Annotated in this window: 22 protein-coding genes; 10 read left to right on the forward strand and 12 right to left on the reverse strand. The window is 63.1% G+C overall.

Translation table 11 applies throughout. From position 1 onward, the window contains the following. Positions 1 to 101: 101 nt before the first annotated feature. The 3 genes from pcaF to pcaR form a co-directional block, all read right to left on the reverse strand. The gene (pcaF, locus tag ABE528_RS16055; RefSeq protein WP_178083378.1) at positions 102 to 1,307 is read right to left on the reverse strand and encodes a 3-oxoadipyl-CoA thiolase; all 1,206 of its coding nucleotides are present in this window, start codon (positions 1,305 to 1,307) and stop codon (positions 102 to 104) included. 153 nt (positions 1,308 to 1,460) lie between these two features. Next, positions 1,461 to 2,804 carry an MFS transporter gene (locus tag ABE528_RS16060; protein ID WP_152954664.1) on the reverse strand — a complete coding sequence of 448 codons (1,344 nt, stop codon included), beginning with the start codon at positions 2,802 to 2,804 and terminating at the stop codon, positions 1,461 to 1,463. Between the two features lie 291 nt (positions 2,805 to 3,095). Then, positions 3,096 to 3,956: a pca regulon transcriptional regulator PcaR gene (pcaR, locus tag ABE528_RS16065; protein ID WP_346653532.1), complete on the reverse strand. Its 861-nt coding sequence runs from the start codon at positions 3,954 to 3,956 to the stop codon at positions 3,096 to 3,098. Between the two features lie 474 nt (positions 3,957 to 4,430). Here pcaR and ABE528_RS16070 point away from each other — a divergent pair, with 474 nt between their 5' ends. Together ABE528_RS16070 and ABE528_RS16075 are read left to right on the forward strand one after the other, a co-directional pair. Continuing rightward, positions 4,431 to 4,631, forward strand: a complete 201-nt coding sequence (locus ABE528_RS16070; protein WP_027917930.1) for a hypothetical protein — start codon at positions 4,431 to 4,433, stop codon at positions 4,629 to 4,631. A 316-nt stretch (positions 4,632 to 4,947) separates the two neighbouring features. After that, a complete protein-coding gene (locus ABE528_RS16075) occupies positions 4,948 to 6,420 on the forward strand; it encodes an inorganic phosphate transporter (protein WP_152954668.1) in 1,473 nt (490 codons plus the stop codon). Between the two features lie 58 nt (positions 6,421 to 6,478). Here the strand turns inward: ABE528_RS16075 and ABE528_RS16080 are convergent, their stop codons facing one another. Next, positions 6,479 to 7,954, reverse strand: coding sequence for a helicase HerA-like domain-containing protein (locus ABE528_RS16080; protein ID WP_346653488.1), 1,476 nt, complete (start codon positions 7,952 to 7,954; stop codon positions 6,479 to 6,481). A gap of 166 nt (positions 7,955 to 8,120) precedes the next feature. Here ABE528_RS16080 and ABE528_RS16085 point away from each other — a divergent pair, with 166 nt between their 5' ends. The 4 genes from ABE528_RS16085 (at position 8,121) to ABE528_RS16100 (ending at position 13,059) form a co-directional block, all read left to right on the forward strand. Then, positions 8,121 to 9,995, forward strand: coding sequence for a methyl-accepting chemotaxis protein (locus tag ABE528_RS16085; protein WP_346653489.1), 1,875 nt, complete (start codon positions 8,121 to 8,123; stop codon positions 9,993 to 9,995). A gap of 196 nt (positions 9,996 to 10,191) precedes the next feature. After that, complete coding sequence (locus ABE528_RS16090; RefSeq protein ID WP_346653490.1) at positions 10,192 to 11,313, forward strand: glycosyltransferase family 1 protein; 1,122 nt, start codon at positions 10,192 to 10,194, stop codon at positions 11,311 to 11,313. Further along, complete coding sequence (locus ABE528_RS16095; RefSeq protein ID WP_346653491.1) at positions 11,306 to 12,070, forward strand: DUF2334 domain-containing protein; 765 nt, start codon at positions 11,306 to 11,308, stop codon at positions 12,068 to 12,070. The genes ABE528_RS16090 and ABE528_RS16095 overlap by 8 nt, the downstream gene beginning before the upstream one ends. Continuing rightward, positions 12,067 to 13,059: a lysylphosphatidylglycerol synthase transmembrane domain-containing protein gene (locus ABE528_RS16100; RefSeq protein WP_346653492.1), complete on the forward strand. Its 993-nt coding sequence runs from the start codon at positions 12,067 to 12,069 to the stop codon at positions 13,057 to 13,059. The genes ABE528_RS16095 and ABE528_RS16100 overlap by 4 nt, the downstream gene beginning before the upstream one ends. Here the strand turns inward: ABE528_RS16100 and ABE528_RS16105 are convergent. Further along, on the reverse strand, positions 12,965 to 13,195 hold the full coding sequence (locus ABE528_RS16105; RefSeq protein WP_256669050.1) for a hypothetical protein: 231 nt from the start codon (positions 13,193 to 13,195) through the stop codon (positions 12,965 to 12,967). The two genes, ABE528_RS16100 and ABE528_RS16105, sit on opposite strands and share 95 nt — an antisense overlap. A gap of 44 nt (positions 13,196 to 13,239) precedes the next feature. Then, a complete protein-coding gene (gene purU, locus ABE528_RS16110) occupies positions 13,240 to 14,091 on the reverse strand; it encodes a formyltetrahydrofolate deformylase (protein WP_023378897.1) in 852 nt (283 codons plus the stop codon). A 297-nt stretch (positions 14,092 to 14,388) separates the two neighbouring features. Here purU and mvaT point away from each other — a divergent pair, with 297 nt between their 5' ends. Then, positions 14,389 to 14,766, forward strand: coding sequence for a histone-like nucleoid-structuring protein MvaT (mvaT, locus tag ABE528_RS16115; protein WP_152954681.1), 378 nt, complete (start codon positions 14,389 to 14,391; stop codon positions 14,764 to 14,766). Positions 14,767 to 14,836: 70 nt separating this feature from the next. Here the strand turns inward: mvaT and sbcB are convergent, their stop codons facing one another. The 3 genes from sbcB to ABE528_RS16130 form a co-directional block, all read right to left on the reverse strand. Beyond that, positions 14,837 to 16,273, reverse strand: coding sequence for an exodeoxyribonuclease I (gene sbcB, locus ABE528_RS16120; protein ID WP_346653493.1), 1,437 nt, complete (start codon positions 16,271 to 16,273; stop codon positions 14,837 to 14,839). Positions 16,274 to 16,319: 46 nt separating this feature from the next. Beyond that, positions 16,320 to 16,679: a PilZ domain-containing protein gene (locus ABE528_RS16125; RefSeq protein WP_152954682.1), complete on the reverse strand. Its 360-nt coding sequence runs from the start codon at positions 16,677 to 16,679 to the stop codon at positions 16,320 to 16,322. A 124-nt stretch (positions 16,680 to 16,803) separates the two neighbouring features. Next, complete coding sequence (locus tag ABE528_RS16130) at positions 16,804 to 17,190, reverse strand: tetratricopeptide repeat protein (RefSeq protein ID WP_152954683.1); 387 nt, start codon at positions 17,188 to 17,190, stop codon at positions 16,804 to 16,806. 181 nt (positions 17,191 to 17,371) lie between these two features. Between ABE528_RS16130 and pyk the strand changes: the two genes are divergently transcribed. Then, a complete protein-coding gene (pyk, locus tag ABE528_RS16135; protein WP_152954684.1) occupies positions 17,372 to 18,826 on the forward strand; it encodes a pyruvate kinase in 1,455 nt (484 codons plus the stop codon). Positions 18,827 to 18,860: 34 nt separating this feature from the next. Here the strand turns inward: pyk and ABE528_RS16140 are convergent, their stop codons facing one another. Next, a complete protein-coding gene (locus tag ABE528_RS16140; RefSeq protein ID WP_346653494.1) occupies positions 18,861 to 19,781 on the reverse strand; it encodes an iron-sulfur-binding ferredoxin reductase in 921 nt (306 codons plus the stop codon). 250 nt (positions 19,782 to 20,031) lie between these two features. Here ABE528_RS16140 and ABE528_RS16145 point away from each other — a divergent pair, with 250 nt between their 5' ends. Continuing rightward, entirely contained in the window at positions 20,032 to 21,555 is a 1,524-nt protein-coding gene (locus ABE528_RS16145; protein ID WP_060508498.1) for a fumarate hydratase, read from the forward strand. A gap of 45 nt (positions 21,556 to 21,600) precedes the next feature. Here ABE528_RS16145 and ABE528_RS16150 read toward each other — a convergent pair whose 3' ends face one another. Both ABE528_RS16150 and ABE528_RS16155 read right to left on the reverse strand, forming a co-directional pair. Continuing rightward, positions 21,601 to 22,473, reverse strand: coding sequence for a carbon-nitrogen hydrolase family protein (locus ABE528_RS16150; protein ID WP_346653495.1), 873 nt, complete (start codon positions 22,471 to 22,473; stop codon positions 21,601 to 21,603). Further along, positions 22,470 to 23,060: a GNAT family N-acetyltransferase gene (locus ABE528_RS16155; RefSeq protein ID WP_152954689.1), complete on the reverse strand. Its 591-nt coding sequence runs from the start codon at positions 23,058 to 23,060 to the stop codon at positions 22,470 to 22,472. The genes ABE528_RS16150 and ABE528_RS16155 overlap by 4 nt, the downstream gene beginning before the upstream one ends. 115 nt (positions 23,061 to 23,175) lie before the next feature. Between ABE528_RS16155 and ABE528_RS16160 the strand changes: the two genes are divergently transcribed. Then, positions 23,176 to 23,574, forward strand: a complete 399-nt coding sequence (locus ABE528_RS16160) for a nuclear transport factor 2 family protein (RefSeq protein ID WP_025340507.1) — start codon at positions 23,176 to 23,178, stop codon at positions 23,572 to 23,574. Positions 23,575 to 23,594: the final 20 nt, after the last annotated feature.

The following is a 23,594-nucleotide window of genomic DNA, read 5'->3' on the forward strand; positions in this document are numbered from 1 at the left end:
GGTCGTACGGGCCGGCCTCTTCGCGGGTAAACCCGCTCCCACACCGGGCGGCGTGGTTCCCCTTGGGGGAGCGGGTTTACCCGCGAAGAGGCCGGTACAGATCAAACCCGCTCGATGGCCAGCGCCAGGCCTTGGCCGACGCCCACACACATGGTCGCCAGGCCCTTGCGGCCACCGCTCTTCTCCAGCTGGTGAAGCGCAGTCAGCACCAGGCGCGCACCGCTCATGCCCAGCGGGTGGCCCAGGGCGATCGCGCCGCCGTTGGGGTTCACCTGCGGCGCATCGTCGGCCACACCCAGCTCACGCAGCACCGCCAGGCCTTGGCTGGCAAAGGCTTCGTTGAGCTCGATCACATCAAAATCATTGACCGCCACACCCAGGCGCTCGGTCAGCTTGCGCACCGCCGGCACCGGGCCGATGCCCATGACTCGCGGGGCAACACCGGCGCTGGCCATGCCCAGTACGCGGGCACGTGGGGTCAGGCCGTGCTTCTTCACCGCCTCGGCCGAGGCCAGGATCAGTGCCGCAGCGCCATCGTTGACGCCCGAGGCGTTGCCTGCGGTGACTGTCTTGTCCGGGCCATTGACCGGTTTGAGCTTGGTCAGCGCTTCCAGGGTGGTCTCCGGGCGCAGGTGCTCGTCACGCTCGACGATGGTTTCGCCCTTCTTGTGGGCGATACGCACCGGCACGATCTCCTCGGCGAAGAAGCCGGCGGCCTGGGCCGCAGCAGCCTTCTGCTGGCTGCGCAGGGCGAAAGCGTCCTGGTCAGCGCGGGAAACCTTGTAGTCGTCAGCCACGTTGTCGGCGGTTTCCGGCATGGCGTCGACGCCGTACTGGCTCTTCATCAGCGGGTTGATGAAACGCCAGCCGATGGTGGTGTCTTCCAGCTTCATGTTGCGCGAGTAGCCGCTTTCGGCCTTGCCCATGACGAATGGCGCACGCGACATCGACTCGACGCCGCCGGCAATCACGAACTCCATCTCGCCGCTGGCAATGGCGCGGAAGGCCGTGCCGATAGCGTCCATGCCCGAAGCGCACAGGCGGTTCAGGGTCACGCCCGGGACGCTCTCTGGCAGGCCAGCCAGCAGCAGGGCCATGCGCGCGACGTTGCGGTTGTCTTCACCGGCCTGGTTGGCGCAGCCGAAGAACACTTCGTCGAGCTGGTCCCACTGCACCGACGGGTTGCGTTCGATCAGCGCCTTCAGCGGCACGGCCGCCAGGTCGTCGGCACGCACGCCGGCCAGGGCGCCGCCGAAGCGGCCGATCGGGGTGCGGATGGCGTCACAGATAAATACTTCACGCATCAGGCTTCTCCTGCCAGGGGTGCTACGTTGCGCCCAGATTAAGGAGACAGGGGGGTCGCTTACAATTCGATAATCGACTATTCGTGCGATTATCGAACCAAATGTTACCCCACTATCCATCTTCGCTTACGGGGCCGCGGTGCGGTCCCCGCCTGCTCAGGTCGCGTCGGCGTGGCTCACCAGCCCTTTGACGATCACGCCCACCGTCGCCAGCGCCGCCGGCACCAGCAATGCGGTCAGAACCTGCTCGAAGTTCCAGCCCAGGCCCAGCAGCGTCGCGCCGCTCCAGGCCCCGAGGATCGCGCCGAAGCGGCCGATGCCCAGCATCCACGATACGCCTGTGGCGCGCGCTTGGGTCGGGTAGAACCGTGCAGCCAGCGATGGCATGGCCGACTGCGCGCCGTTCACGCACATGCCGGCGACCAGCACCAGGGTGGCAAGCACGGTGATGTTGCCCAGGCTCTGGCCGACAGCGTAGGCAAATACACCGGCCAGCAGGTAGAAGATGCCGATGACCTTGTGCGGGTTGAAGCGGTCCATGGCCCAACCCACCCCTACGGCGCTGAGCACGCCGCCGAACTGGAACAGCGCACCGATGAACGCGGCCTGTTCCATGCTGGCACCGCTGTCGCGCATCAGTGTCGGCAGCCAGCTGGTCAGCAGGTAGACGATCACCAGGCCCATGAAGTAGGTCAGCCACAGCAGCACCGTGCCCAGGCCGTAAGTCCCGGAGAAGATCACCGCAAACACGTTGCGTGCAGCCACAGCCTTCTGCTCCGGCACGCTGAAGCTGGCCGCCTGCGCCACTACCGCCGGCGCGATCGGCGCCAGGGTCTTGCGCACCTTGTCGTTACCACGGTTGCGCACCACCAGGAAGCGCGCCGACTCCGGCAGCCAGACCATCAGCACCACGGCCAGCAGCAACGGCAGCACGCCACCGATCACCAGCAGGCTGTGCCAGCCGTAGGCCGGGATCATCTTCGCCGAGATGAAACCACCACCGGCCATGCCCAGGTTGAAGCCGCAGAACATGCTGGTCACCAGCAGCGACTTGAGGCGTTCCGGGGTGTATTCGGACAGCAGCGTGGTGGCATTGGGCATCCCCGCCCCCAGCCCGAGGCCTGTCAGGAAGCGCAGCACCAGCAGTTGGTCTACGTTGCCAGCATAGGCCGAAGCCAGGCTGAAACCACCGAACACCAGCACTGCACCGACCAGCACGCCCTTGCGCCCGAAACGGTCGGCCAGCGGCCCGGAACCCAGGGCGCCGAACACCATGCCGATCAACGCGGCGCTCATCACCGGGCCGAGGCTGGCACGGTCGATGCCCCACTCTTGCGACAAGGCTGGTGCGATGAAGCCCATGGCAGCCGTATCAAGGCCATCGAGGAAGACAATCAGAAAGCAGAGGATTACTACGCGCCACTGATAGCGCGACAGCGGTTGCTCATTGATGAATGACTGTACGTCGAGATTATTCCCGACAGACTGTGGTTGGTTCATTGTTGTTATCCAGAAAGGGGCACGGTCGGGCCACTGCACTTGGGTCAACAGCACAGGGCTTGATTATCGATGAAGTGCGGCCTGAATCAGCCTGGATACAACGGTACTGCGAACGGGTGCGGCCGCGGCAGTCGAGTGACAGTGGTCATGGGATGCGCCTCATATGTTTTTCTTGTATCGGTCGGCAGAGCCGACCGTTGCGAGAGACATTAATCAGCGATGGGGGGAGGCGCAATTGACCCGAAGCGACACTGTGCGTTTATCGAACAGGAAACAGTGCCGCCCCTGCCGTCAACCGAACAACTGGTGGCAGAGATCGCGGCTGGCCGCCAGCAGGATCGGCAGGAAGCGCTGCTCCAGTTCGCTGCGCGTCACCCGACCGACGTGGGTGCTCACGTTCAGCGCTGCCAGCACCTGCCCGGACGCATCATAGATAGGCACGGCGATCGAGCGCAGCCCCTGCTCCAGTTCCTGGTCGACCACGCACCAGCCCTGCTCCCGCACTTGCTGGATGCAGGCGAACAACGACTCGGGGTCATTCAGGGTACGGCTGGTGCGCGCCTTGAGGTCGGCGCGGTCGAGGTACTCGCGCAGACTGGTGTCGTCCATCGCCGCCAGCAGGATACGGCCCATGGACGTGCAATAGGCTGGCAACCGACCACCGACCGACAGGTCGACCGAAATCAGCCGCTCCACCGTCGCCGAACGGGCTATATAAAGAATGTCGTCGCCTTCGAGGGTGGCCATGTTGGCAGCCTCGTGCAACTGGTCGCTGATACGGTCCAGATAAGGCTGGGCCGATACCGCCAGTGGCGTCGACGACAGGTAGGCATGGCCCAGGGTCAGCACTTTCGGCAACAGCGAATAGGTGCGCCCGTCGGTGGTGGCGTACCCCAGCTTGATCAGCGTGTGCAGGCAACGGCGCACGGCGGCCCTGGGGATTTCGGTGCGATGGCTGATCTGGGCGATGGTCAGGTGGCGCTTGCGCTCCTGGAAGGCCTGGATCACCGCCAGGCCACGCGCCAGGGAGGTCATGAAGTCAGGGTCACCGGTAAACGCTTGGATGCGCTTGGCCGCCGAAGCCACGATCGGCGGTGCCAGCGCAGGTGCGCTTGGACGGGGCGCCTCTGGGTTGGCAGATTCGTTGGCCATGGTTTCGTCGTTCATCGCTCACCTCAAAAAAATCACTGGCTCGTGCGATTATCGAACGAACGGCCGATAATCGCAATTGACCGCCGACAAATTTACTTATACCTTTCTCCTGCCACATGTGGCTTCTTTGGAGAGACTGGTCAGGTACCCACCGTAGAAGTCCCCAGGCAACGGCCTCGCCTCGTGCGGGGCCGTTTTATTTCTGCCTTGCGGTAAAACGGCAGCGAACTATTCCAGGCGTTGTTTGCTCAAAGTTTGTACAGGCCGCCTGGGTCTTGAAACTTTGCACACTGTTGTATAAATAACCCTGTTTGGCGATTTACCGATTGCTATAATCGATTCCGCTGGCCCGGATCGATACGCCGGCAATGCGCAATACTGGCCCGGCTTTCATCCGCCAACCAGCACGTCGTGTGCATGGGCAACTTGCACCTGCATGCAACACCCGCCACTTCTACTCATTCAGGTATTACTGTGACGAAAGATGAACTGCGCGCAGAACTCGAGCGCCAGGCAGAACGTTACAAGGAAGTTTACGGTGGTGAAGTCACCACCTATGCCGCGCAACCGGAACCGGAACGCAAGCCGTGGCGCAAACGTGCCACCGTCCAGGACCAGGCCTTTAGCCAGGAACTGGAAAAAATGGAAAAGGAGCTGCGCAGCGAGCAGCCCTGAGCTGCCCTCTGCACCGCCCCTCACGTCGCGGGCCACCCGCCCTCGACGCGGCCGATCTTTACCGAATGGCCGAGGATGAAATGGAATTACACAAATTTCATACAACCGTTTGAAGCCTTACGGCACAGAGATTTTCCCAGAAATTTAACGAATTTTTGGCGATTTCCTGATTTTTAACGGAACTTTTTCCGCCAGATCCCGTCACCTGCTGGGTTGAGAGCGCGCTCAAAAAGCTGCCATCGGTCAGCAGTGGGTGCATCGATTGCCAAGGTTTTCTGGCATAATCCCGCCCCCCTATGACCGCCAGACAACCTTCATGATCGATTTATTCAGCGGACTGGATGCCTGGGTATTGGTGAGCCTGCTGCTCGCCCTGACCTTCGTGCTCGCATTCGAGTTCATCAATGGCTTTCATGACACCGCAAACGCGGTAGCCACCGTCATCTATACCAAAGCCATGCCACCACACCTGGCCGTGTTCTTCTCCGGGGTATTCAACTTCCTCGGCGTTCTGCTCGGTGGTGTCGGGGTGGCCTACGCCATCGTGCACCTGCTGCCGGTCGAGCTGCTGATCAATGTGAATACCGGGCATGGCCTGGCCATGGTCTTCTCGCTGCTGGCCGCTGCCATCACCTGGAACCTCGGGACCTGGTACTTCGGCATCCCTGCTTCCAGTTCGCACACCCTGATCGGCTCGATCCTTGGCGTGGGCCTGGCCAACGCACTGATCAACGACATCCCGCTGGGCGATGGGGTCAACTGGCAGAAGGCGATCGACATCGCCATGTCGCTGGTGGTCTCGCCGATCGCCGGCTTTGCTGTCGCCGCGCTGGTGCTGGTCGGCCTGAAATGGTGGCGCCCGCTGTCGAAGATGCACAAAACCCCGGACCAGCGCCGCAAGCTCGACGACAAGAAGCACCCACCGTTCTGGAACCGCCTGGTCCTGGTGATTTCGGCCATGGGCGTCAGCTTCGTGCACGGCTCCAACGATGGCCAGAAAGGCATCGGCCTGATCATGCTGGTGCTGATCGGTATCGTACCGGCCAAGTTCGTCCTCGACCTGAACAGCACCACCTACCAGATCGAGCGCACCCGCGACGCCACCCTGCACATGAGCCAGTTCTACCAGCGCAACGCCGCCACCCTGGGCGAGTTCCTGGCACTGGGCAAGGCCAAGTCGACCGACCTGCCGGAGAAGTTCAGCTGCAACCCGCAGCAGACCGAACCGACCATCGCCGCCCTGCAGTCCTCGCTGCAAGGCGTGACCGACTACCACGCGCTGGATGCCGAGAAGCGTGTTGAAGTGCGCCGCTACCTGCTGTGCCTGGACGACACCGCGAAGAAGGTCGGCAAGCTGCCTGGCCTGGAAGCCCGTGAAAAGGCCGACCTCGAGAAGCTGCGCAAGGACCTGACTGCCACCACCGAATACGCCCCGTTCTGGGTGATCGTGGCCGTCGCCCTGGCCCTGGGCCTGGGCACCATGGTCGGCTGGAAGCGCGTGGTGCTGACCGTCGGTGAGAAGATCGGCAAGCAGGGCATGACCTATGCCCAGGGCATGTCGGCGCAGATCACCGCAGCCTGCGCCATCGGCATGGCCAACGTGTTCGCCCTGCCGGTATCGACCACCCACGTGCTGTCGTCTGGTGTTGCCGGCACCATGGTCGCCAACAAGAGCGGCCTGCAAGGCGGCACCGTGAAGACCATCCTGCTGGCCTGGGTCCTGACCCTGCCGGCCTCGATGGGCCTGGCGGCCGGGCTGTTCTGGCTGGCCTCCAAGGCACTGGCCTGAGCGATTGCGCTGCACTGAAAAAGGCGCCTCATGGCGCCTTTTTCGTGGGTGCAGGAAGTTATTTCTTCTTGCTACCCAGCAACGACCCCATCAACCCACGCACCAACTGCCGCCCCAACTGGTTGGCTGCCTGGCGCACCGCCGACTTGATCGCCTGCCCCGCCGCGCTCTGCAAAAAGTCCCCTGCCTTGTCGGCGAAACTCTCTTCATCCGCTTTCGGCACTGGCACCGGCTCCACTGCCTCACCTTTACGCTGAGTCAGCATTTCATAGGCCGACTCCCGGTCAATCGCCTTGTCATAGCGCCCCAGCAAGGGTGAAGCCGCAATCAACGCACTGCGCTCTGCCCCACTCAACGGCCCGATCCGCGATTGCGGTGGTGCGATCAGCACCCGCTGGACCATCGCCGGCGTACCCTTGTCTTCCAGGGTGCCGACCAACGCCTCGCCAATCCCCAGCTCGGTCAGCACCGCCAGGCTGTCGAACGCCGGGTTCGGGCGGAAGCCATCAGCCACGGCCCTGAGCGACTTCTGCTCTTTGGCGGTAAAGGCGCGCAGACCGTGCTGGATACGCAAACCCAACTGGGCCAATACGCTATCGGGCAGATCGCCCGGCGACTGGGTGACGAAATACACCCCAACGCCCTTGGAACGGATCAGCCGCACCACCTGTTCCAGACGGTCCTGCAGCGCTTTCGGCGTGCCGTTGAACAACAGATGCGCCTCATCGAAGAACAGCGCCAGCACCGGTTTGTCGGCATCACCGCGCTCCGGCAACTGCTCGAACAGCTCGGCCAGCAACCACAGCAGGAAGGTCGCGTACACTTTCGGCGCCTCATGCACCAGCCGGCTGGCGTCGAGCAAGTGGATACGCCCACGGCCATCGGTATCCGGCCGCAACAGGTCCTCCAGTTGCAGCGCCGGTTCACCAAACAACGCCTCGGCACCTTGTTGCTCCAGGGTTGCCAGCCGGCGCAGCAAGGCCTGGGTCGAGCCGGTGGTCATCAGCGCGCTGTCTTCGCCGAGCAGTTGCGGGTTGTCCTTCAGGTGCGCCAACAGGGCCTTGAGGTCTTTCAGGTCGAGCAGCAACAAGCCTTCGCGATCCGCCACCTTGAACGCCGCATACAACGCGGCCTGCTGGCTGTCTGTCAATTCCAGCAGGTTGCCGAGCAACAACGGGCCCATTTCACTGAGCGTGGTCCGCAACGGATGACCGGACTGCCCCGCTACATCCCAGAGCGTTACCGGATAGGCTTTTGCCGTGTGCCCGAGCCAGGGCATGCCAGCGATCCGCTCGGCCACTTTGCCTTGTGGCGCACCTGCCGCCCCCAGGCCGCACAGGTCGCCTTTGACGTCTGCCGCGAACACTGCCACGCCAGCATCGCTGAACACCTCCGCCAGGTGCTGCAGGGTCACGGTCTTGCCGGTGCCGGTGGCACCGGCGACCAGGCCATGGCGATTGGCCAGGCGCATGGCTTGCTGCACTGGCTGCCCGCTCGGGTCAGCGCCTACAACTATGGTCGAAGTATCCGACATCTCTCTAATCCCCCGCTCAAGCTTTGGCTTAATTCGGCCGATACCTTTGGGTGATATTCGCCTTAATAGACAGGAGCAACCGAAAAAGGACTTTTCGGGATGTTGCACTGTTTGCAGCGACACCGTGCGAACGCCCGATAAAAACCTTAGCGGAACCGATTACGCCATGAACAAAAACCTGCGTTTCAGCCACAAGATTCTTTTGGCTGCGTCATTGATCGTGATACTCGCCTTCAGCCTGTTCACCCTTTACAACGATTACCTCCAGCGTAATGCGATCCGCGAGAATCTGGAGAATTATCTGGCTGAAATGGGCGAATCCACTTCGACCAACATCCGCAACCTGTTCGATGGCCGTATCAAGCTGGTGGAAAACCTGGCGCAGAACATTGCCCAGCAACCGGCCAACGCCGAAACACTGATGGGCCAGAATGCCCTGATATCGAGCTTCCTCACCGTTTACCTGGGCAAGGTCGATGGTGGTTTCAGCGTGCGTCCAGACACCAAGATGCCTGATGGCTACGACCCGCGCAGCCGCCCTTGGTACAAGGACGGCATGAACGCCCAGGGCACCATTCTCACCGAGCCGTACATCGACATGGCCACCAACAAGATGGTCATCGGCATCATCAGCAAGGTTTCCGCCAGCGTCGGTGTGGTCGGTGGCGACCTGGCCCTCGATGGCCTGGTGCAGATCATCAACTCGCTGAACTTCGGCGGCATGGGTTATGCCTTCCTGGTCAACGACCAGGGCAAGATCCTGGTTCACCCGGACAAGGACCTGGTGATGAAGTCGCTGTCGGACCTGTTCCCACAGGACACGCCGAAACTGTCCGGCGCGCTGACCGAAGTCCGCGCCAATGGCCAGGCCCGCCTGCTGACCTTCACCCCGATCAAGGGCCTGCCCTCGGCCAACTGGTACATCGGCCTGTCAGTGGACAAGGACAAGGCCTTTGCCATGCTCAGCACCTTCCGCACCTCGGCGGTGATCGCCACCTTGGTGGCGGTGGTGATCATCATCGGCCTGCTCGGCCTGCTGATCCGCGTGCTGATGCAGCCGCTGCACACCATGACCCGCGCCATGGAAGACATCGCCGAAGGTGAAGGCGACCTGACCAAGCGCCTGAGCATCCACAACCACGACGAGTTCGGCATCCTCGGCAAGGCCTTCAACCGCTTCGTCGAACGTATCCACGGCTCGATCCGCGAAGTGTCGTCGGCGACCGAGCAGGTCAACGAAGTGGCCCTGCGCGTGATCAGCGCCTCGAACTCGTCGATGGCCAACTCCGACGAGCAGTCCAACCGCACCAACAGTGTCGCCGCGGCCATCAACGAACTCGGCGCCGCCGCCCAGGAAATCGCCGGCAATGCCGCCCAGGCCTCGCAGCACGCAAGCTCTGCGCGCCTGCTGGCCGAGGAAGGCCAACAGGTGGTGGAGCGCAATATCGCCGCGATGAACCGACTGTCCGACCTGATCGTCACCTCGAGCGCACACATCGAGACGCTCAACAGCAAGACCGTGAACATCGGCCAGATCCTCGAAGTGATCACCAGCATTTCCCAGCAGACCAACCTGCTGGCGCTCAATGCCGCGATCGAAGCGGCCCGCGCCGGTGAGGCCGGGCGTGGTTTTGCCGTGGTCGCCGACGAGGTACGCAACCTGGCGCACCGCACCCAGGAGTCGGCGCAGCAGGTGCAGACCATGATCGAAGAGCTGCAGGTCGGCGCCCGCGAGTCGGTTGACACCATGGGCCAGAGCCAGCGCCACAGCCAGGACAGCATGCAGATCGCCAACCAGGCCGGCGAGCGCCTGGACAGCGTGACCGTGCGTATCGGCGAAATCGACGGCATGAACCAGTCGGTGGCCACCGCCACTGAAGAGCAGACCGCCGTGGTCGATTCGATCAACATGGACATCAACGAGATCAACATGCTCAACCAGGAAGGTGTCGAGAACCTGCAGGCCACCCTGCGCGCCTGCTCGGACCTGGAGCAGCAGGCCACCCGCCTGAAACACCTGGTTGGCAGCTTCCGTATCTGACCAACAGACCGCGTCGCCTGCCGCGCGGCCAAAGCCGCTCCTACAGGATTGAGGAAATCCCTGTGGGGGCGGCTTTAGCTGCGAAGAATCCACCACTGCCCTCCCGCCCAACCCGATCGAACAAACTATCCTTCAGGTAGGTCAACCTTTAGGCGCGTCATCACCAGATGACAGACCCGAAGACGATCCCGGAGGGATGCTGATCGTGCACATCGCCGACATCACCATGTTCTACGCCCCGGCCAGCGGCGGCGTGCGGACTTACCTCGACGCCAAACACCATCGCCTCGACGCGCAAGCGGGCGTACGCCACAGCCTTCTGATCCCCGGCCCCAGCGCCAGCCATGCCGATGGCATCTACCAGGTCCCCGCACCGCCCTTGCCGTTCGGCAAAGGCTACCGCTTCCCGGTGCGCCTGGCGCCCTGGTGCAACGTGCTACGCCGTCTCAAGCCCGACCTGATCGAAGTAGGCGACCCGTACCTTACCGCCTGGGCAGCGCTGGAAGCCCGGCGCCAGCTCGACGTGCCGGTGATCGGCTTCTACCACTCCGACCTGCCACTGCTGGTGAGCAACCGCATGGGCAACTGGTTCACACCCAATGTCGAAGCCTATGTCAGCAAGCTGTACGGCAATTTCGACCGGGTGCTGGCGCCGAGCCTGGTGATGGCCGACAAACTACGCCGCCTCGGCGTGCGCGACGTGCACGTGCAGCGCCTGGGTGTCGACCTGCAGACCTTCCACCCTGACCATCGTGACCCGCAACTGCGGGCCCAGTTGGGCATCGCCGATAACAGCCGCCTGCTCATCTATGCCGGGCGCGGTTCACGGGAGAAGAACCTGCCGGTGCTGCTGGAATGCATGCAACACCTCGGGCAGCCCTATCACCTGTTGCTGGTCGGTTCGAACATGCCGGCCAGCGTGCCCGAGAACGTCAGCGTCATCGGCCAGTTCCGCCCGCCGCAGGAAGTCGCCCGCCTGATGGCCAGCGCCGACCTGCTGGTACATGCCGGCGACCAGGAAACCTTCGGCCTGGTCATCCTCGAAGCCATGGCCAGTGCCACGCCGGTCGTCGCGGTTCGCGCCGGGGCCTTCGGCGAGATCGTCAACGAACAGTGTGGCCGCCTGTGCCAGGCCAACGATGGCCAGGCCATGGCCCTGGCCGTGCGCGAAGCGTTCGAAGCCGGCGTGCGTACGCTCGGCGCCCAGGCCCGCCGCCATGTGGAGCAGCACTATTCATGGGACAACGTGGTCACCGGCCTGCTGCAGCACTACCAGGCCGTGCTCGGCCACCAACCGCAGGTGCGCGCCCATGGCTGAGCCCGGTAATGCCGCAGGCAGCCTGATGCTGGTGCTGCACGATATTGCGCCCGAAACCTGGCCTGACTACCAGCCGTTCGTGCAGGCCGTGGACGAGATGGGCAATGTGCCAATGACCTGGCTGGTGGTGCCAGACTTCCACCACCGCAACCCGCTGACCCGCTCACCGACCTTCTGCCGCCTGCTCGAACGGCGCCTGGCCCGCGGTGACGAACTGGCCCTGCACGGCTTTTACCACGCCGACGACGGCCCAACGCCGCGCAGCCTCGGCGAATACTTCATGCGGCGTATCTACACCCATGAAGGCGAGTTCTATGCCCTTGACCAGGCACACGCCCTGCAGCGCCTGGAACAAGGCCTGGCGCTGTTCGCCAGGCAAGGCTGGCCAGTGGCCGGCTTCGTCGCCCCGGCCTGGCTGATGAGCCAAGGCACCCGGCAGGCCCTGAGCCAGCTGCCGCTGCGCTACACCAGCACGCCCCAGCACCTTTATCGCTTGCCGGACTTCACCGCGTTCGAGGCACCGGGGCTGGTATGGAGCGCGCGCAGCGCGTGGCGCCGGGGGCTGTCGCGGGTGGTCTGCGACTGGCAGTGCCGGCGCTGGCGCACCGCTGAAACCCTGCGCCTGGGTTTGCACCCGGTGGACATGCGCCACCGCTCAGCGCGCAATTACTGGCTGCGCACCCTCGACAGCCTGCTGCTGCAAGGCCGCGAGCCGCTGACCAAGTCGGCCTGGCTGGAGCGCCAGGTGATCGCATGAACCGCCTCGGCTGGCTAAGCCTGGCACTGGTCGGCGCCCTACTGGTGCCGGCATTGCTCGGCGGCAACGAACTGCTGCCCAGAGTGGCGACCTTCGACATCCGGCTCTTGCTGGCCCTGCTCGGCATGATCCTGCTGTGCTGGGTGATCAATGCCATGCGCCTGCGCCTGCTGCTCGGCCAGCAAGCGCGGCAGCTTGGCCGTGTGCGCAGCCTCGGCGTGGTGATGGCCACCGAGTTCGCCATCTGTACCACCCCTGGCGGCAGCGGCGGCCCGATCACCCTCATGGCCCTGCTCGCCCGTGACCGCATCGGGCCGGCGCGCAGCGGCGCGGTGTTTGCCATGGATCAGCTGAACGACCTGCTGTTCTTCTTCTGCGCGATGCTGGCGATTGCCGGCTATGCCCTGTTCCACAGCCTCGGGCGCAGCCAGCAAAGCATGCTGCTGGGCAGTGCGCTGCTGCTGTGCGCTGCCCTGGCCATTATCGTGGTACTGCTGCGTTATCGCCGGGCGCTGATGCGCTTCAACGGGCGCGTGCTGCAGCGCCTGGGCGTGCCTGGCAAACGCAGACGCCGCTGGGCCCGCAAAGTCTTGCATTTCATCGATGCCCTGGCACAGACCTGGCAGTTGCCAAAACGCACCCTGGCGCTGGTGTTCAGCCTCACCTGCCTGCACTGGAGCCTGCGCTACAGCGTGCTGTACCTGGTGCTGCAGGGCCTGGGGGTGGAGCTGTCGTGGATCCCGAGCTTCCTGGTACAGATGCTGGCGCTCAGTGCCGGCCAGTTCAGCCTGCTACCGGGTGGCGCCGGTGCCGCCGAGCTGACCTCGGCCAGCCTGCTGACACCGCTGGTGGGCAGTTCGACAGCCGCAGCGGCAATCCTGATCTGGCGAGCGATCACTTACTACTTTTATCTGCTGGCGGGCGGGCCGGTGTTTGTCTGCCTGCTGGCGCGTCCGTTGCTGGAGCGCTGGCGGCGTCAGGCGGGTTGAGCTGGCGCCACAATTGGGCGGCATCGGGGAAATCGGTACCGTCGTCTTCGCTCAGGGCTTGGGGGTCGTAGCGGGCCAGGCAGCCTTCGCCGAGGGTGGGCGGGGGGGAGGCGGTGGGATTGTTACGCTTGGCCATATTCGTTCCCCGGCAAAAGGGGGCGCTGCGCGCCCCACTCACTATCAGTCGAATACCACGGTCTTGTTGCCATGCACCAGCACGCGGTCTTCCAGGTGATAGCGCAGGCCACGGGCCAGCACCATCTTCTCGACGTCACGGCCAAAGCGGACCATGTCCTCGATGCTGTCGGCGTGGCTCACACGCACCACGTCCTGCTCGATGATCGGGCCGGCGTCCAGCTCTTCAGTCACGTAGTGGCAGGTTGCACCGATCAGCTTCACGCCACGCAGGGCTGCCTGGTGATACGGCTTGGCGCCGACGAACGACGGCAGGAAGCTGTGGTGGATGTTGATGACCTTCTCGGCATAGTCCTGGCACAGTTGCGGCGGCAGGATCTGCATGTAACGCGCCAGCACCACCACGTCAGCCGCGTGCTCCTGGACCAGGCGCGACACTTCGGCAAAGGCCGGGGCCTTGTCCTTGGGGTCAACCGGCACGTGGAAGAACGGAATGCCGTGCCACTCGACCATGCTGCGCAGGTCGTTGTGGTTGGAAATCACGCAAGGGATCTCGCAATCCAGTTCATCGGTGTGCCAACGGTGCAGCAAGTCGGCCAGGCAGTGCGATTCGCGGCTGGCCATCAGCACCACGCGCTTCTTCTGCGCCGAGTCGGTGATACGCCAGGTCATGGAGAACTCTTCGGCGATCGGCGCGAAGGCTTCGCGGAACGCCTCGATACCGAATGGCAGCGATTCGGCGCGGATTTCATGGCGCATGAAGAACCAACCGCTCTGCTCATCAGAGTGGTGGCTGGCTTCGTTGATCCAGCCATTGTACAAGGCCAGGAAATTACTGACTTTCGCCACGATGCCAACACGGTCGGGGCAGGCGATCACCAGACGATAGGTGCGCATGAATTAAGACTCCAGAACTTCGCAAAGGCGCTCATTCTAGCGGCCCGACCAGAAAAACGCAGTAATCATTGCACCTGCCGGTAGCGCCATGCCCGGCCAGCCTGGCTGTGAACCCGGCTACTACAGCCGGGTGACAATCAGCTCGAAGTGCAGGGTCCTATGTAAATTTTTCTTAATCTTGAGATATTTTGTCACAGGGCTAATAACAGTTAAGTGCCGAATAATATGTTTACTTGAGAGTATCGCCTGTCTATTATTGCCTCACACATTTCTGAACACGCATTAAAGGAACACTCCATGTCCCTGATCAACGAGTACCGCGCTACCGAAGAAGCCATCAAGGAACTTCAGGCCCGCCTGGCCAACCTGTCGCAGGATGACAAGCTGAAGAAAGAACTGGAGTTCGAAGGCAAACTGCGCACCCTGATGGGCGAATACTCCAAGTCGCTGCGCGACGTCATCGCCCTGCTCGACCCAGAGTCGAAACTGAGCAAAGGCCCACGCGGTGCAGCGAAACCTGTCGCTACCAAGCGTGCGCGCAAGGTCAAGCAATACAAAAACCCGCACAATGGTGAAGTGATCGAAACCAAAGGCGGCAACCACAAGACCCTGAAAGAATGGAAAGCCAAATGGGGTGGTGACGTGGTTGAAAGCTGGGCGACCCTGCTGGACTGATTGTCCACAGCCACCCGCTACCTATACAAACAAGAACGCCGGCATGATGCCGGCGTTTTTGTTTGCTCACTCAACAGCGGATAGCAAACTGCTCACTCAAGTTGCGGGCATGCACCTGCCAGGCGTCCAACACCCGCCGCCCGGCCTCGTCGGCGTTGGCCCAGGCACTCAGCCTGGCCTGCTCGAAATCACCCAGCGTGTTCGGTGCGCCCCACTGCGGGTCGCTCAGGCGCTGCTGGCAGAAGCCATACCAGCGCTGGCGCTCTTCGCTGTTCAAGGTCTCCGGGAAGTTACGGGCGCGGTAACGGAACAATAACTCCGGCAAGCGTGGATCATCGAACATCCAATGGCCGTGCCCTAATTGCGCAGGGTCCAGCGTGCGAACTTGCTCGCACAAGCGGCGGTCGCGGTCACCGATGAAACCGTCATACAACTGCTGTTCCGGGTCTTCAACCGCAGCGAAATCCTCCTTGCCATAGATAATCTCCAGCTTGTCTTGCCATAGCGCCTGTTGATTAGCCAACTGTTCAGCGCGTGATTGCATCAGTGCCAGATCGATACCCAGTCGCTGCTGATCTGCGGGGCGCAATACCGACAGCGGAGCGACTACCGGGCAGCGGTTGATCTGCACCAACTTGAGCGGCACCGGCAATTGCCCTTCCGATAATTCTTCATGCCGAGTATACAAACGCTCACGCAGTACCTCGGCACTTTCCCTTATCAAGGGTAGGGTTTCCTGATGCAGGTCGCACACAATCAGTGCATTGCGATTACGCGGATGCCAGGCCAATGGCAGGACCACCCCCAGATAATTACGTGCTGCGGAAAAGCGCCCGGATATATGCACCAATGGCTGCAATAGACGGACCTGCTCCATCACTTTGTGCTTGCTGCGCAACTGGAACAGCCACTCGTACAACTTAGGTTGTTTCTGCCTGATCAGGCGTGCCAGGGCAATCGTGGCCCGTACGTCGGAAAGCGCTTCATGGGCATGCCCATGGTCGATGCCATTGGCCTGGCTGAGCAGTTCCAGGCGCAGGCTGGTGCGCCCGTCCTGTTGCGGCCAGACGATGCCTTCCGGACGCAGGGCGTAGGCAGTGCGCACCACGTCGATCAGGTCCCAGCGGCTGTTGCCGCCCTGCCACTCGCGGGCATAAGGGTCGAAGAAGTTGCGGTACAGGCTGTAGCGGGTCACTTCATCATCGAAGCGCAGGGTGTTGTAGCCAGCACTGCAGGTGCCAGGGCGCGCCAGTTGCTCGTGGACCCGGGTCATGAACTCGGCTTCGCACAAGCCCTGGTTGGCGAGTTGTTCGGGGGTGATGCCAGTGACCAGGCAGGCGGCCGGGTGCGGCAGAATATCGTCCGAGGGGCGGCAATAGAGGTTGATCGGGTCTTCGATCTCGTTGAGTTCGAGATCGGTGCGCACACCTGCGACCTGCAGCGGTCGGTCGCAGCGCGGGTTGATGCCGGTGGTTTCGTAGTCGTGCCAGAAGATGCTGGAAGTCACGGGGTCGTCCTGTTTCGAGGTCGACCCGATTCTAGCGGAGACAGGCTCAGGCGGAAGCGTTGGCGGGGCGGAAACTGAAATAGTCGCGCAGCGAGCGGACGAATTCATCGTATTCGCGCGGCGCCTGCAGCAGCATGAAGCCGGAATCGTAGTGGCCCGGGGTCTGGTCTTCGCGGCACCACAGGCAACTGGCGGTCAGGTTGATGCACTGATACCCGCCCCCCGCCAGCGGCAGGCGCAATTGCAGCTCGAAGTCCGGGCCGACCAGCACAGGCAGCGAGCTGATCAGCATGATCCCGTCTTCGGAGGCATTGCCCAGCTGACCGATCGGCTGATCGGTGAAGCGGTTGTAGACCTTGAGTACACAAGGCAACTGATGACGTTCGATATGGCGCTGGATGAACATGATTGCGAGTGCAGTCCCGTACCTGATGCCAGGAATGCAAGGTACTGGCGGTTGTTGTAACAGCTGAGTTACAGATTAGCGCAGCGCGCCGGGCAAATCCCGTGAAATAAATCACACCTTGGCGTTAACGCCAAGTAGGGGTATTCACCGGGTTGGCCACTGCCGCCTCTGTACCACGGTAGTGCCCGAGCTTCTCCAGGGTCTGCAGGCGCGCCTTGGCCCGATAGGCGTATTCATTGCCCGGGTACTGCTGGATCAGGTACTCGTAGGTCTGTGCGGCATCCACATAAAGCATGTCACGCTCCAGGCACTGGCCACGCAGCAGTGACACTTCCGGGTGGATGAACGGCCGCGCACGGCTGGCGCGGTCGACCTGCGACAACTCCAGCATGACCTTCGAACAATCGCCACGGTCATAGGCGCGGTAGGCGTTGTTCAGGTGGTGGTCCATGGACCAGCGGGTGCAGCCGACGGTGCTGGCCGCCAGGGCGATGATGATCAGGGCGCGCATGGGGTATCTCCTTTGATGCCAGTATATCGGCCGTTGCCGGCAAATCTTCACAGCGTTTTGCAAGGATACTCCCGCCCGTTCAAATGCCACCCTGCATTGGTCGCAGGTAGTGCAACGGAACAATGACTACAGCGTAATTGAGGAGTAGCCTTTCGCTGCGCTTCACTATAGGAGTCTGTGCATGAGCATCCGCCGTACCAAAATCGTCGCCACCCTTGGCCCCGCCAGCAACTCGCCGGAAGTGATCGAACAGCTGATCCTTGCCGGCCTGGACGTGGCACGCCTGAACTTCTCCCACGGCACGCCGGACGAGCACAAGGCACGCGCCCGCCTGATCCGTGACATCGCCGCCAAGAACGGCCGCCATGTCGCACTGCTGGGCGACCTGCAGGGTCCGAAGATCCGCATCGCCAAGTTCGCCAACAAGCGCATCGAACTGAAGATCGGTGACAAGTTCACCTTCTCCACCGCCCACCCGCTGACCGAAGGCAACCAGGACATCGTCGGTATCGACTATCCCGACCTGGTCAAGGACTGCGGCGTCGGTGACGAACTGCTGCTCGACGACGGCCGTGTGGTCATGCGCGTCGAGACCGCCACCGCAGACGCCCTGCACTGCGTGGTGATCATCGGTGGCCCGCTGTCGGACCACAAAGGCATCAACCGCAAAGGTGGCGGCCTGACCGCCCCGGCCCTGACCGAAAAAGACAAGGCCGACATCAAGCTGGCCGCGGAAATGGACCTGGACTACCTGGCCGTCTCTTTCCCGCGTGACGCCAGCGACATGGAATACGCGCGCAAGCTGCGTGACGAATCCGGCGGCAGCGCCTGGCTGGTGGCCAAGATCGAACGCGCCGAAGCCGTAGCCGACGACGAGACCCTCGACAAACTGATCGCAGCCTCCGACGCGGTGATGGTTGCCCGTGGCGACCTGGGCGTGGAAATCGGCGACGCCGAGCTGATCGCCATCCAGAAGAAGATCATCCAGCACGCCCGCCGCAACAACAAGGCGGTGATCGTCGCGACCCAGATGATGGAGTCGATGATCCAGAACCCGATGCCGACTCGCGCCGAAGTGTCCGACGTGGCCAACGCCGTGCTGGACAACACCGATGCGGTGATGCTGTCGGCCGAAAGCGCCGCCGGTTCCTACCCGATCGAAGCCGTACAGGCCATGGCCCGTATCTGCTCCGGTGCCGAAAAGCACCCGACCAGCCAGAAGTCCAGCCACCGCCTGCACACCACCTTCGAGCGCTGCGACGAAAGCATCGCCCTGGCGGCCATGTACACCGCCAACCACTTCCCGGGCGTGAAGGCGATCATCGCCCTGACCGAAAGTGGCTATACCCCGCTGATCATGTCGCGCCTGCGTTCGCATGTGCCGATCTTCGCACTGTCGCCGCACCGCGCCACCCAGGCCCGCGCCAACATGTTCCGCGGCGTCTACCCGATCGCCTTCGACCCGGCTTCGCTGCCGGCCGACAAGGTCAGCCAGGCAGCCGTCGACGAGCTGCTCAAGCGCGGCCTGGTGGAGCAAGGTGACTGGGTAATCCTGACCAAGGGTGATAGCTACCACACCATCGGTGGTACCAACGGCATGAAGATCCTGCACGTCGGTGATCCGCTGGTCGGCTGATAGCCGTGGGGGCCGCTTTGCGGCCCCCATTCAATCAAGCATGTTCGACAAATACATCAGCAAACACCTGCCCCCGCGGCACCCCGGCAATGAACAGCCGCCGGGCAAACCGCTCGACACTCCCAGGCGACCCGCACACCAGCGCCACCGTCTGCCGCGATGACGGCCGCAACCCCGCCAACGCTTCCTCCATCTGCTCCGCCAGCACCCGCTCGACCGTCACACCCTGCAGTTGCCTCAGCGGCTCAGCCAGATAGTGACCAGCGCTGTCCCGCGCCACATGCACCACCCGAATCTCGCCTTGATGCCCCTGGCGCAATGCTTCGCGCAAGATGCCCCACAACGGCGCCAAGCCAGTGCCCGCTGCCAGCAACCAGAGCGGCCGCGCCTGCCAGTCCGGGTCGTAATGCAGCGCCCCGCCCCTGAACTCACCGAGGCGCAATTCGTCGCCCACCTGCAACCCGCGCGCCTTGTCGCAAAAGGCACCGGCTCGTTGGCAATCGATATGAAATTCGAGAAAATCATCCTCCCCCGGCAAGCTGGCAAGTGAGTAAGGCCTTGCAATAGCGCCGTTCCACAGCACCACATGCTGCCCAGCCTGATAACGTAACGCCCGCTCGGGACGCAGGCGCAAACGCAGCACGTCGCCAAACCAGTCCAGCGCGCTCACCCGCGCCGGCACGCCGTCCTGCTGCGGGTCGAACACCGCCACGCGCAGGTCGTCGATCACCCGGCACTGACAGGCCAGGCGCCAGCCCTGGGCGTGCTTGTCCAGCGCCAGGGCCTCGGGCAAGGCATCCGCCGGCTGCCCATCGAGGCAATGCACCAGGCAGGCGTGGCAACTGCCGGCACGGCAGCTGTAGGGCACATTCAGCCCGGCCTCGTTGAGGGCATCGAGCAGGTTGCTGCCGGTCGGCACCGTCCAGCGGCGCACGCCCACGCAAAGTTCGGGCATGGTAAGTCTGTCTCCATCGATCACCGGGTCACTGTATGCCAAGCGCGCATCGGCAGCAAAAAGGATGCCTGCCACCTGCCGACCATGGTCCAGACCACGCGCAGGTGTTTCGCGCGGTGAGGCGCGCTATACTGCCGCGCCCTTTTGCGTCGGCCAGCCTGCCGGCGCGCCTTGCAAGGCGCTTCGACACGCTGGTCGGCACCGTCGAGCGTCTTTTTGAATGTTCCCGTCTTTAAGAGGAGCGCGCTGCATGACCGTGATCAAGCAAGACGACCTGATTCAGAGCGTCGCCGACGCCCTGCAATTCATCTCGTACTACCACCCCGTCGATTTCATCCAGGCGATGCACGAAGCCTACCTGCGTGAAGAGTCGCCCGCTGCACGCGATTCGATCGCCCAGATCCTGATCAACTCGCGCATGTGCGCCACCGGCCACCGCCCGATCTGCCAGGACACCGGTATCGTCACCGTGTTCATCCGCGTGGGCATGGACGTGCGCTGGGACGGCGCCACCATGAGCGTCGACGACATGATCAACGAAGGTGTGCGTCGCGCCTACAACCTGCCTGAAAACGTCCTGCGCGCCTCGATCCTGGCCGACCCGGCCGGTGCCCGCAAGAACACCAAGGACAACACCCCGGCCGTCATCCACTACTCCATCGTCCCTGGCGACAAGGTCGAAGTCGACGTTGCAGCCAAAGGCGGCGGCTCGGAGAACAAGTCGAAGATGGCCATGCTCAACCCGTCCGACTCGATCGTCGACTGGGTGCTGAAGACCGTCCCGACCATGGGCGCTGGCTGGTGCCCGCCTGGCATGCTCGGCATCGGCATCGGCGGTACCGCCGAGAAGGCCGCAGTCATGGCCAAGGAAGTGTTGATGGAATCCATCGACATCCACGAACTGAAAGCCCGTGGCCCGCAGAACCGCCTCGAAGAGATCCGCCTGGAGCTGTTCGACAAGGTCAACCAGCTGGGCATCGGCGCCCAGGGCCTTGGCGGCCTGACCACCGTGCTCGACGTCAAGATCATGGACTACCCGACTCACGCCGCCTCCTTGCCGGTGTGCATGATCCCGAACTGCGCCGCCACCCGTCACGCCCACTTCGTGCTCGACGGCAACGGCCCGGCCGAGCTGGAAGCGCCGTCGCTGGACGCCTACCCGGAAATCGTCTGGGAAGCCGGCCCGAGTGCCCGTCGCGTCAACCTCGACGACATCACCCCGGAAGAAGTTGCCAGCTGGAAGCCGGGCGAGACCATCCTGCTCAACGGCAAGATGCTCACCGGCCGTGACGCGGCGCACAAGCGCATGGTCGAGATGCTCAACCGCGGTGAAGAACTGCCGGTCGACCTCAAAGGCCGCTTCATCTACTACGTCGGCCCGGTCGACCCGGTCGGTGACGAAGTGGTAGGCCCAGCCGGCCCGACCACTGCCACCCGCATGGACAAATTCACCCGCCAGATCCTCGAACAGACCGGCCTGCTGGGCATGATCGGCAAGTCCGAGCGCGGCCCGACCGCGATCGAAGCGATCAAGGACAACAAGGCCGTGTACCTGATGGCCGTCGGTGGCGCTGCCTACCTGGTGGCCCAGGCCATCCGCAAGTCGAAGGTCCTGGCCTTCGCCGAGCTGGGCATGGAAGCGATCTACGAGTTCGAGGTCAAGGACATGCCGGTGACCGTCGCTGTCGACAGCAACGGTGAGTCGGTGCACATCACTGGCCCGGCCCTGTGGCAGAGCAAGATTGCCCAGAGCCTGGCAGTCGAAGTGAAGTAATCCCGATGTAACGGTGGCGGCTCCAACGTGGAGCCGTTGCTGTTCTCACAGGATTCTGTCGAACTGCTCCGGCCAGTCCCTGCGGGTAAACACCTGCCCTTCCCGCCTCACCCGCCGTACTTCCTCAAGATCCACCTCACACACCAGCCACTGGCTGCTCACCGGGCTCAACGCCTCACTCAGCGCCACCACCCCGTCCCCCGGCATGCCGTGATCCGGCGGAACAAACAGCCCAGCCCGGCCGATGTTCTCATCCAGTGCCGGCGACCAGGGCGCCACCCCCACCGTTGGGCTTTGCAACACCGCAATCTGGTTTTCCAGCGCCCGTGCCTGTGCGCCAATGCGCACCCGGTGGTAACCCGCTTCGGTGTCGGTACAGCTCGGCGCCAGGATCAGGTCGGCACCACCCTCGGCCAGGCGCCGCGCCAGCATCGGGAACTCATTGTCATAACAGATCAGGATGCCCAGGCGCCCAAGATCGGTGTCGAACACCTGCAGCCCATCACCCGCAGCAATGCCCCACTGCTCCCGCTCGAAGCGGGTCATCATCAGTTTGTCCTGGTAGCCGAGTGCGCCCTTGGGGCCGAACAGCCAGGCCCGATTACGGTACTGCCCATCAAGGTCGAGCACCGGCAGGCTGCCCGGTTGCAGGTAGATGCCCCAGCGCCGGGCAAGCCCTTCGCACAGCGCCAGCCACGGCTCGATCAGCGGCTGGATGCCGGCAATCGAAGCCTTGAGGTCACCACGCTGCTCGGCCGGCAACTGGCCGCTAAGCACCAGCCCGGCGTATTCCGGCAGCAGCAGTAGCTGGGCGCCCACCTCTACTGCCTCGGCGCACAAGGCCTGCAGATGATCGGCATAGGCATCCCAGGTTTCATGCAGCTCGATGGCGTACTGGCAGGCCGCGAGGCGGATCAAATCGGCAGCTCCTTGGTCCAGAACGTCATGATCTTTTCCGAGCTTTCCTGCTCGTCCAGGTCACGCCAGGCGTAGCGGGTGCGCAGCGAGGGTTCATGCAGGAAGCCGCGATTGCGCCAGAATCCGTGCAACGGCTTGTAGTCCGCAGGCCGGCGCGGGTGCACACCCGGGCGCTCCACGGCACAGAACGCGCAATAGTCGAATTCGGCCAGTTTGTGGGCATAGGATTCGCGCTCGATGAAGAAGCGCACCCCCAGGCCCCGGCCACGGTACTCCGGCAGCACCAGCGATTCACCGAAGTAGTAGACGCTGGCCGGGTCGCGCCCCAGGGCCAGGAACGGCTGCTGGAACTCCGGGGCCACATCCACCAGCGGCAGGCCGGTCGAGGCACCCACCACCTGGCCGTCGTCCAGGGCCAGCACCACCAGGCTGCGCCCGGAACGGGCATAGCTGGCCAGGTAGTTGGCCTCGTACTCCGCAGTGCCGTCGTAGAGGTAGGGAAACTCGCGGAACACGGTCAGGCGCAGGCGAGCGAGGTCATCGATGTAAGGCGCGATAGCGGCGCCGTGCAACAGGCGTATTTCCATGCTTGGCGGTCGTTTTGTCGATGTGGATGACGCGCTCGGCTAAGCCGGGCTTGAGGGGAAACCCTATCATCCGAGCCAACGCACAGCCTTTTCCCTACACGACAGGTACTGTTCCATGACCGCTACCGAACTGGTAAATGCTTACTACGCCGCCTTCAATGCCGGCGACATGCCGGCCTTCCTGGCACTGCTCAGCGAAGACGTGATCCACGACATCAACCAGGGCGAACGGCAGATGGGCAAAGCCAGATTCGCCGCATTCATGGACAAGATGAACCGCTGCTACCGCGAGCGCCTGGCCGACATCGTGGTGATGCAGAACGCCGACGGCAGCCGGGCCGCGGCAGAATTCACCGTGCATGGCGAATACCTGGCCGACGACGAAGGGCTTCCGGCAGCCAATGGCCAGACTTACGTGCTGCCGGCGGGGGCCTTCTTCTACATTCACTGCGGCAAGATTGCCCGGGTCACTAACTACTACAACCTCAATGACTGGGTTGAGCAGGTGGCGTGAACCTGTACCGGCCTCTTCGC

Origin of the sequence: Pseudomonas sp. TWI628, assembly GCF_039673865.1 — a bacterium.
Lineage (GTDB): Bacteria > Pseudomonadota > Gammaproteobacteria > Pseudomonadales > Pseudomonadaceae > Aquipseudomonas.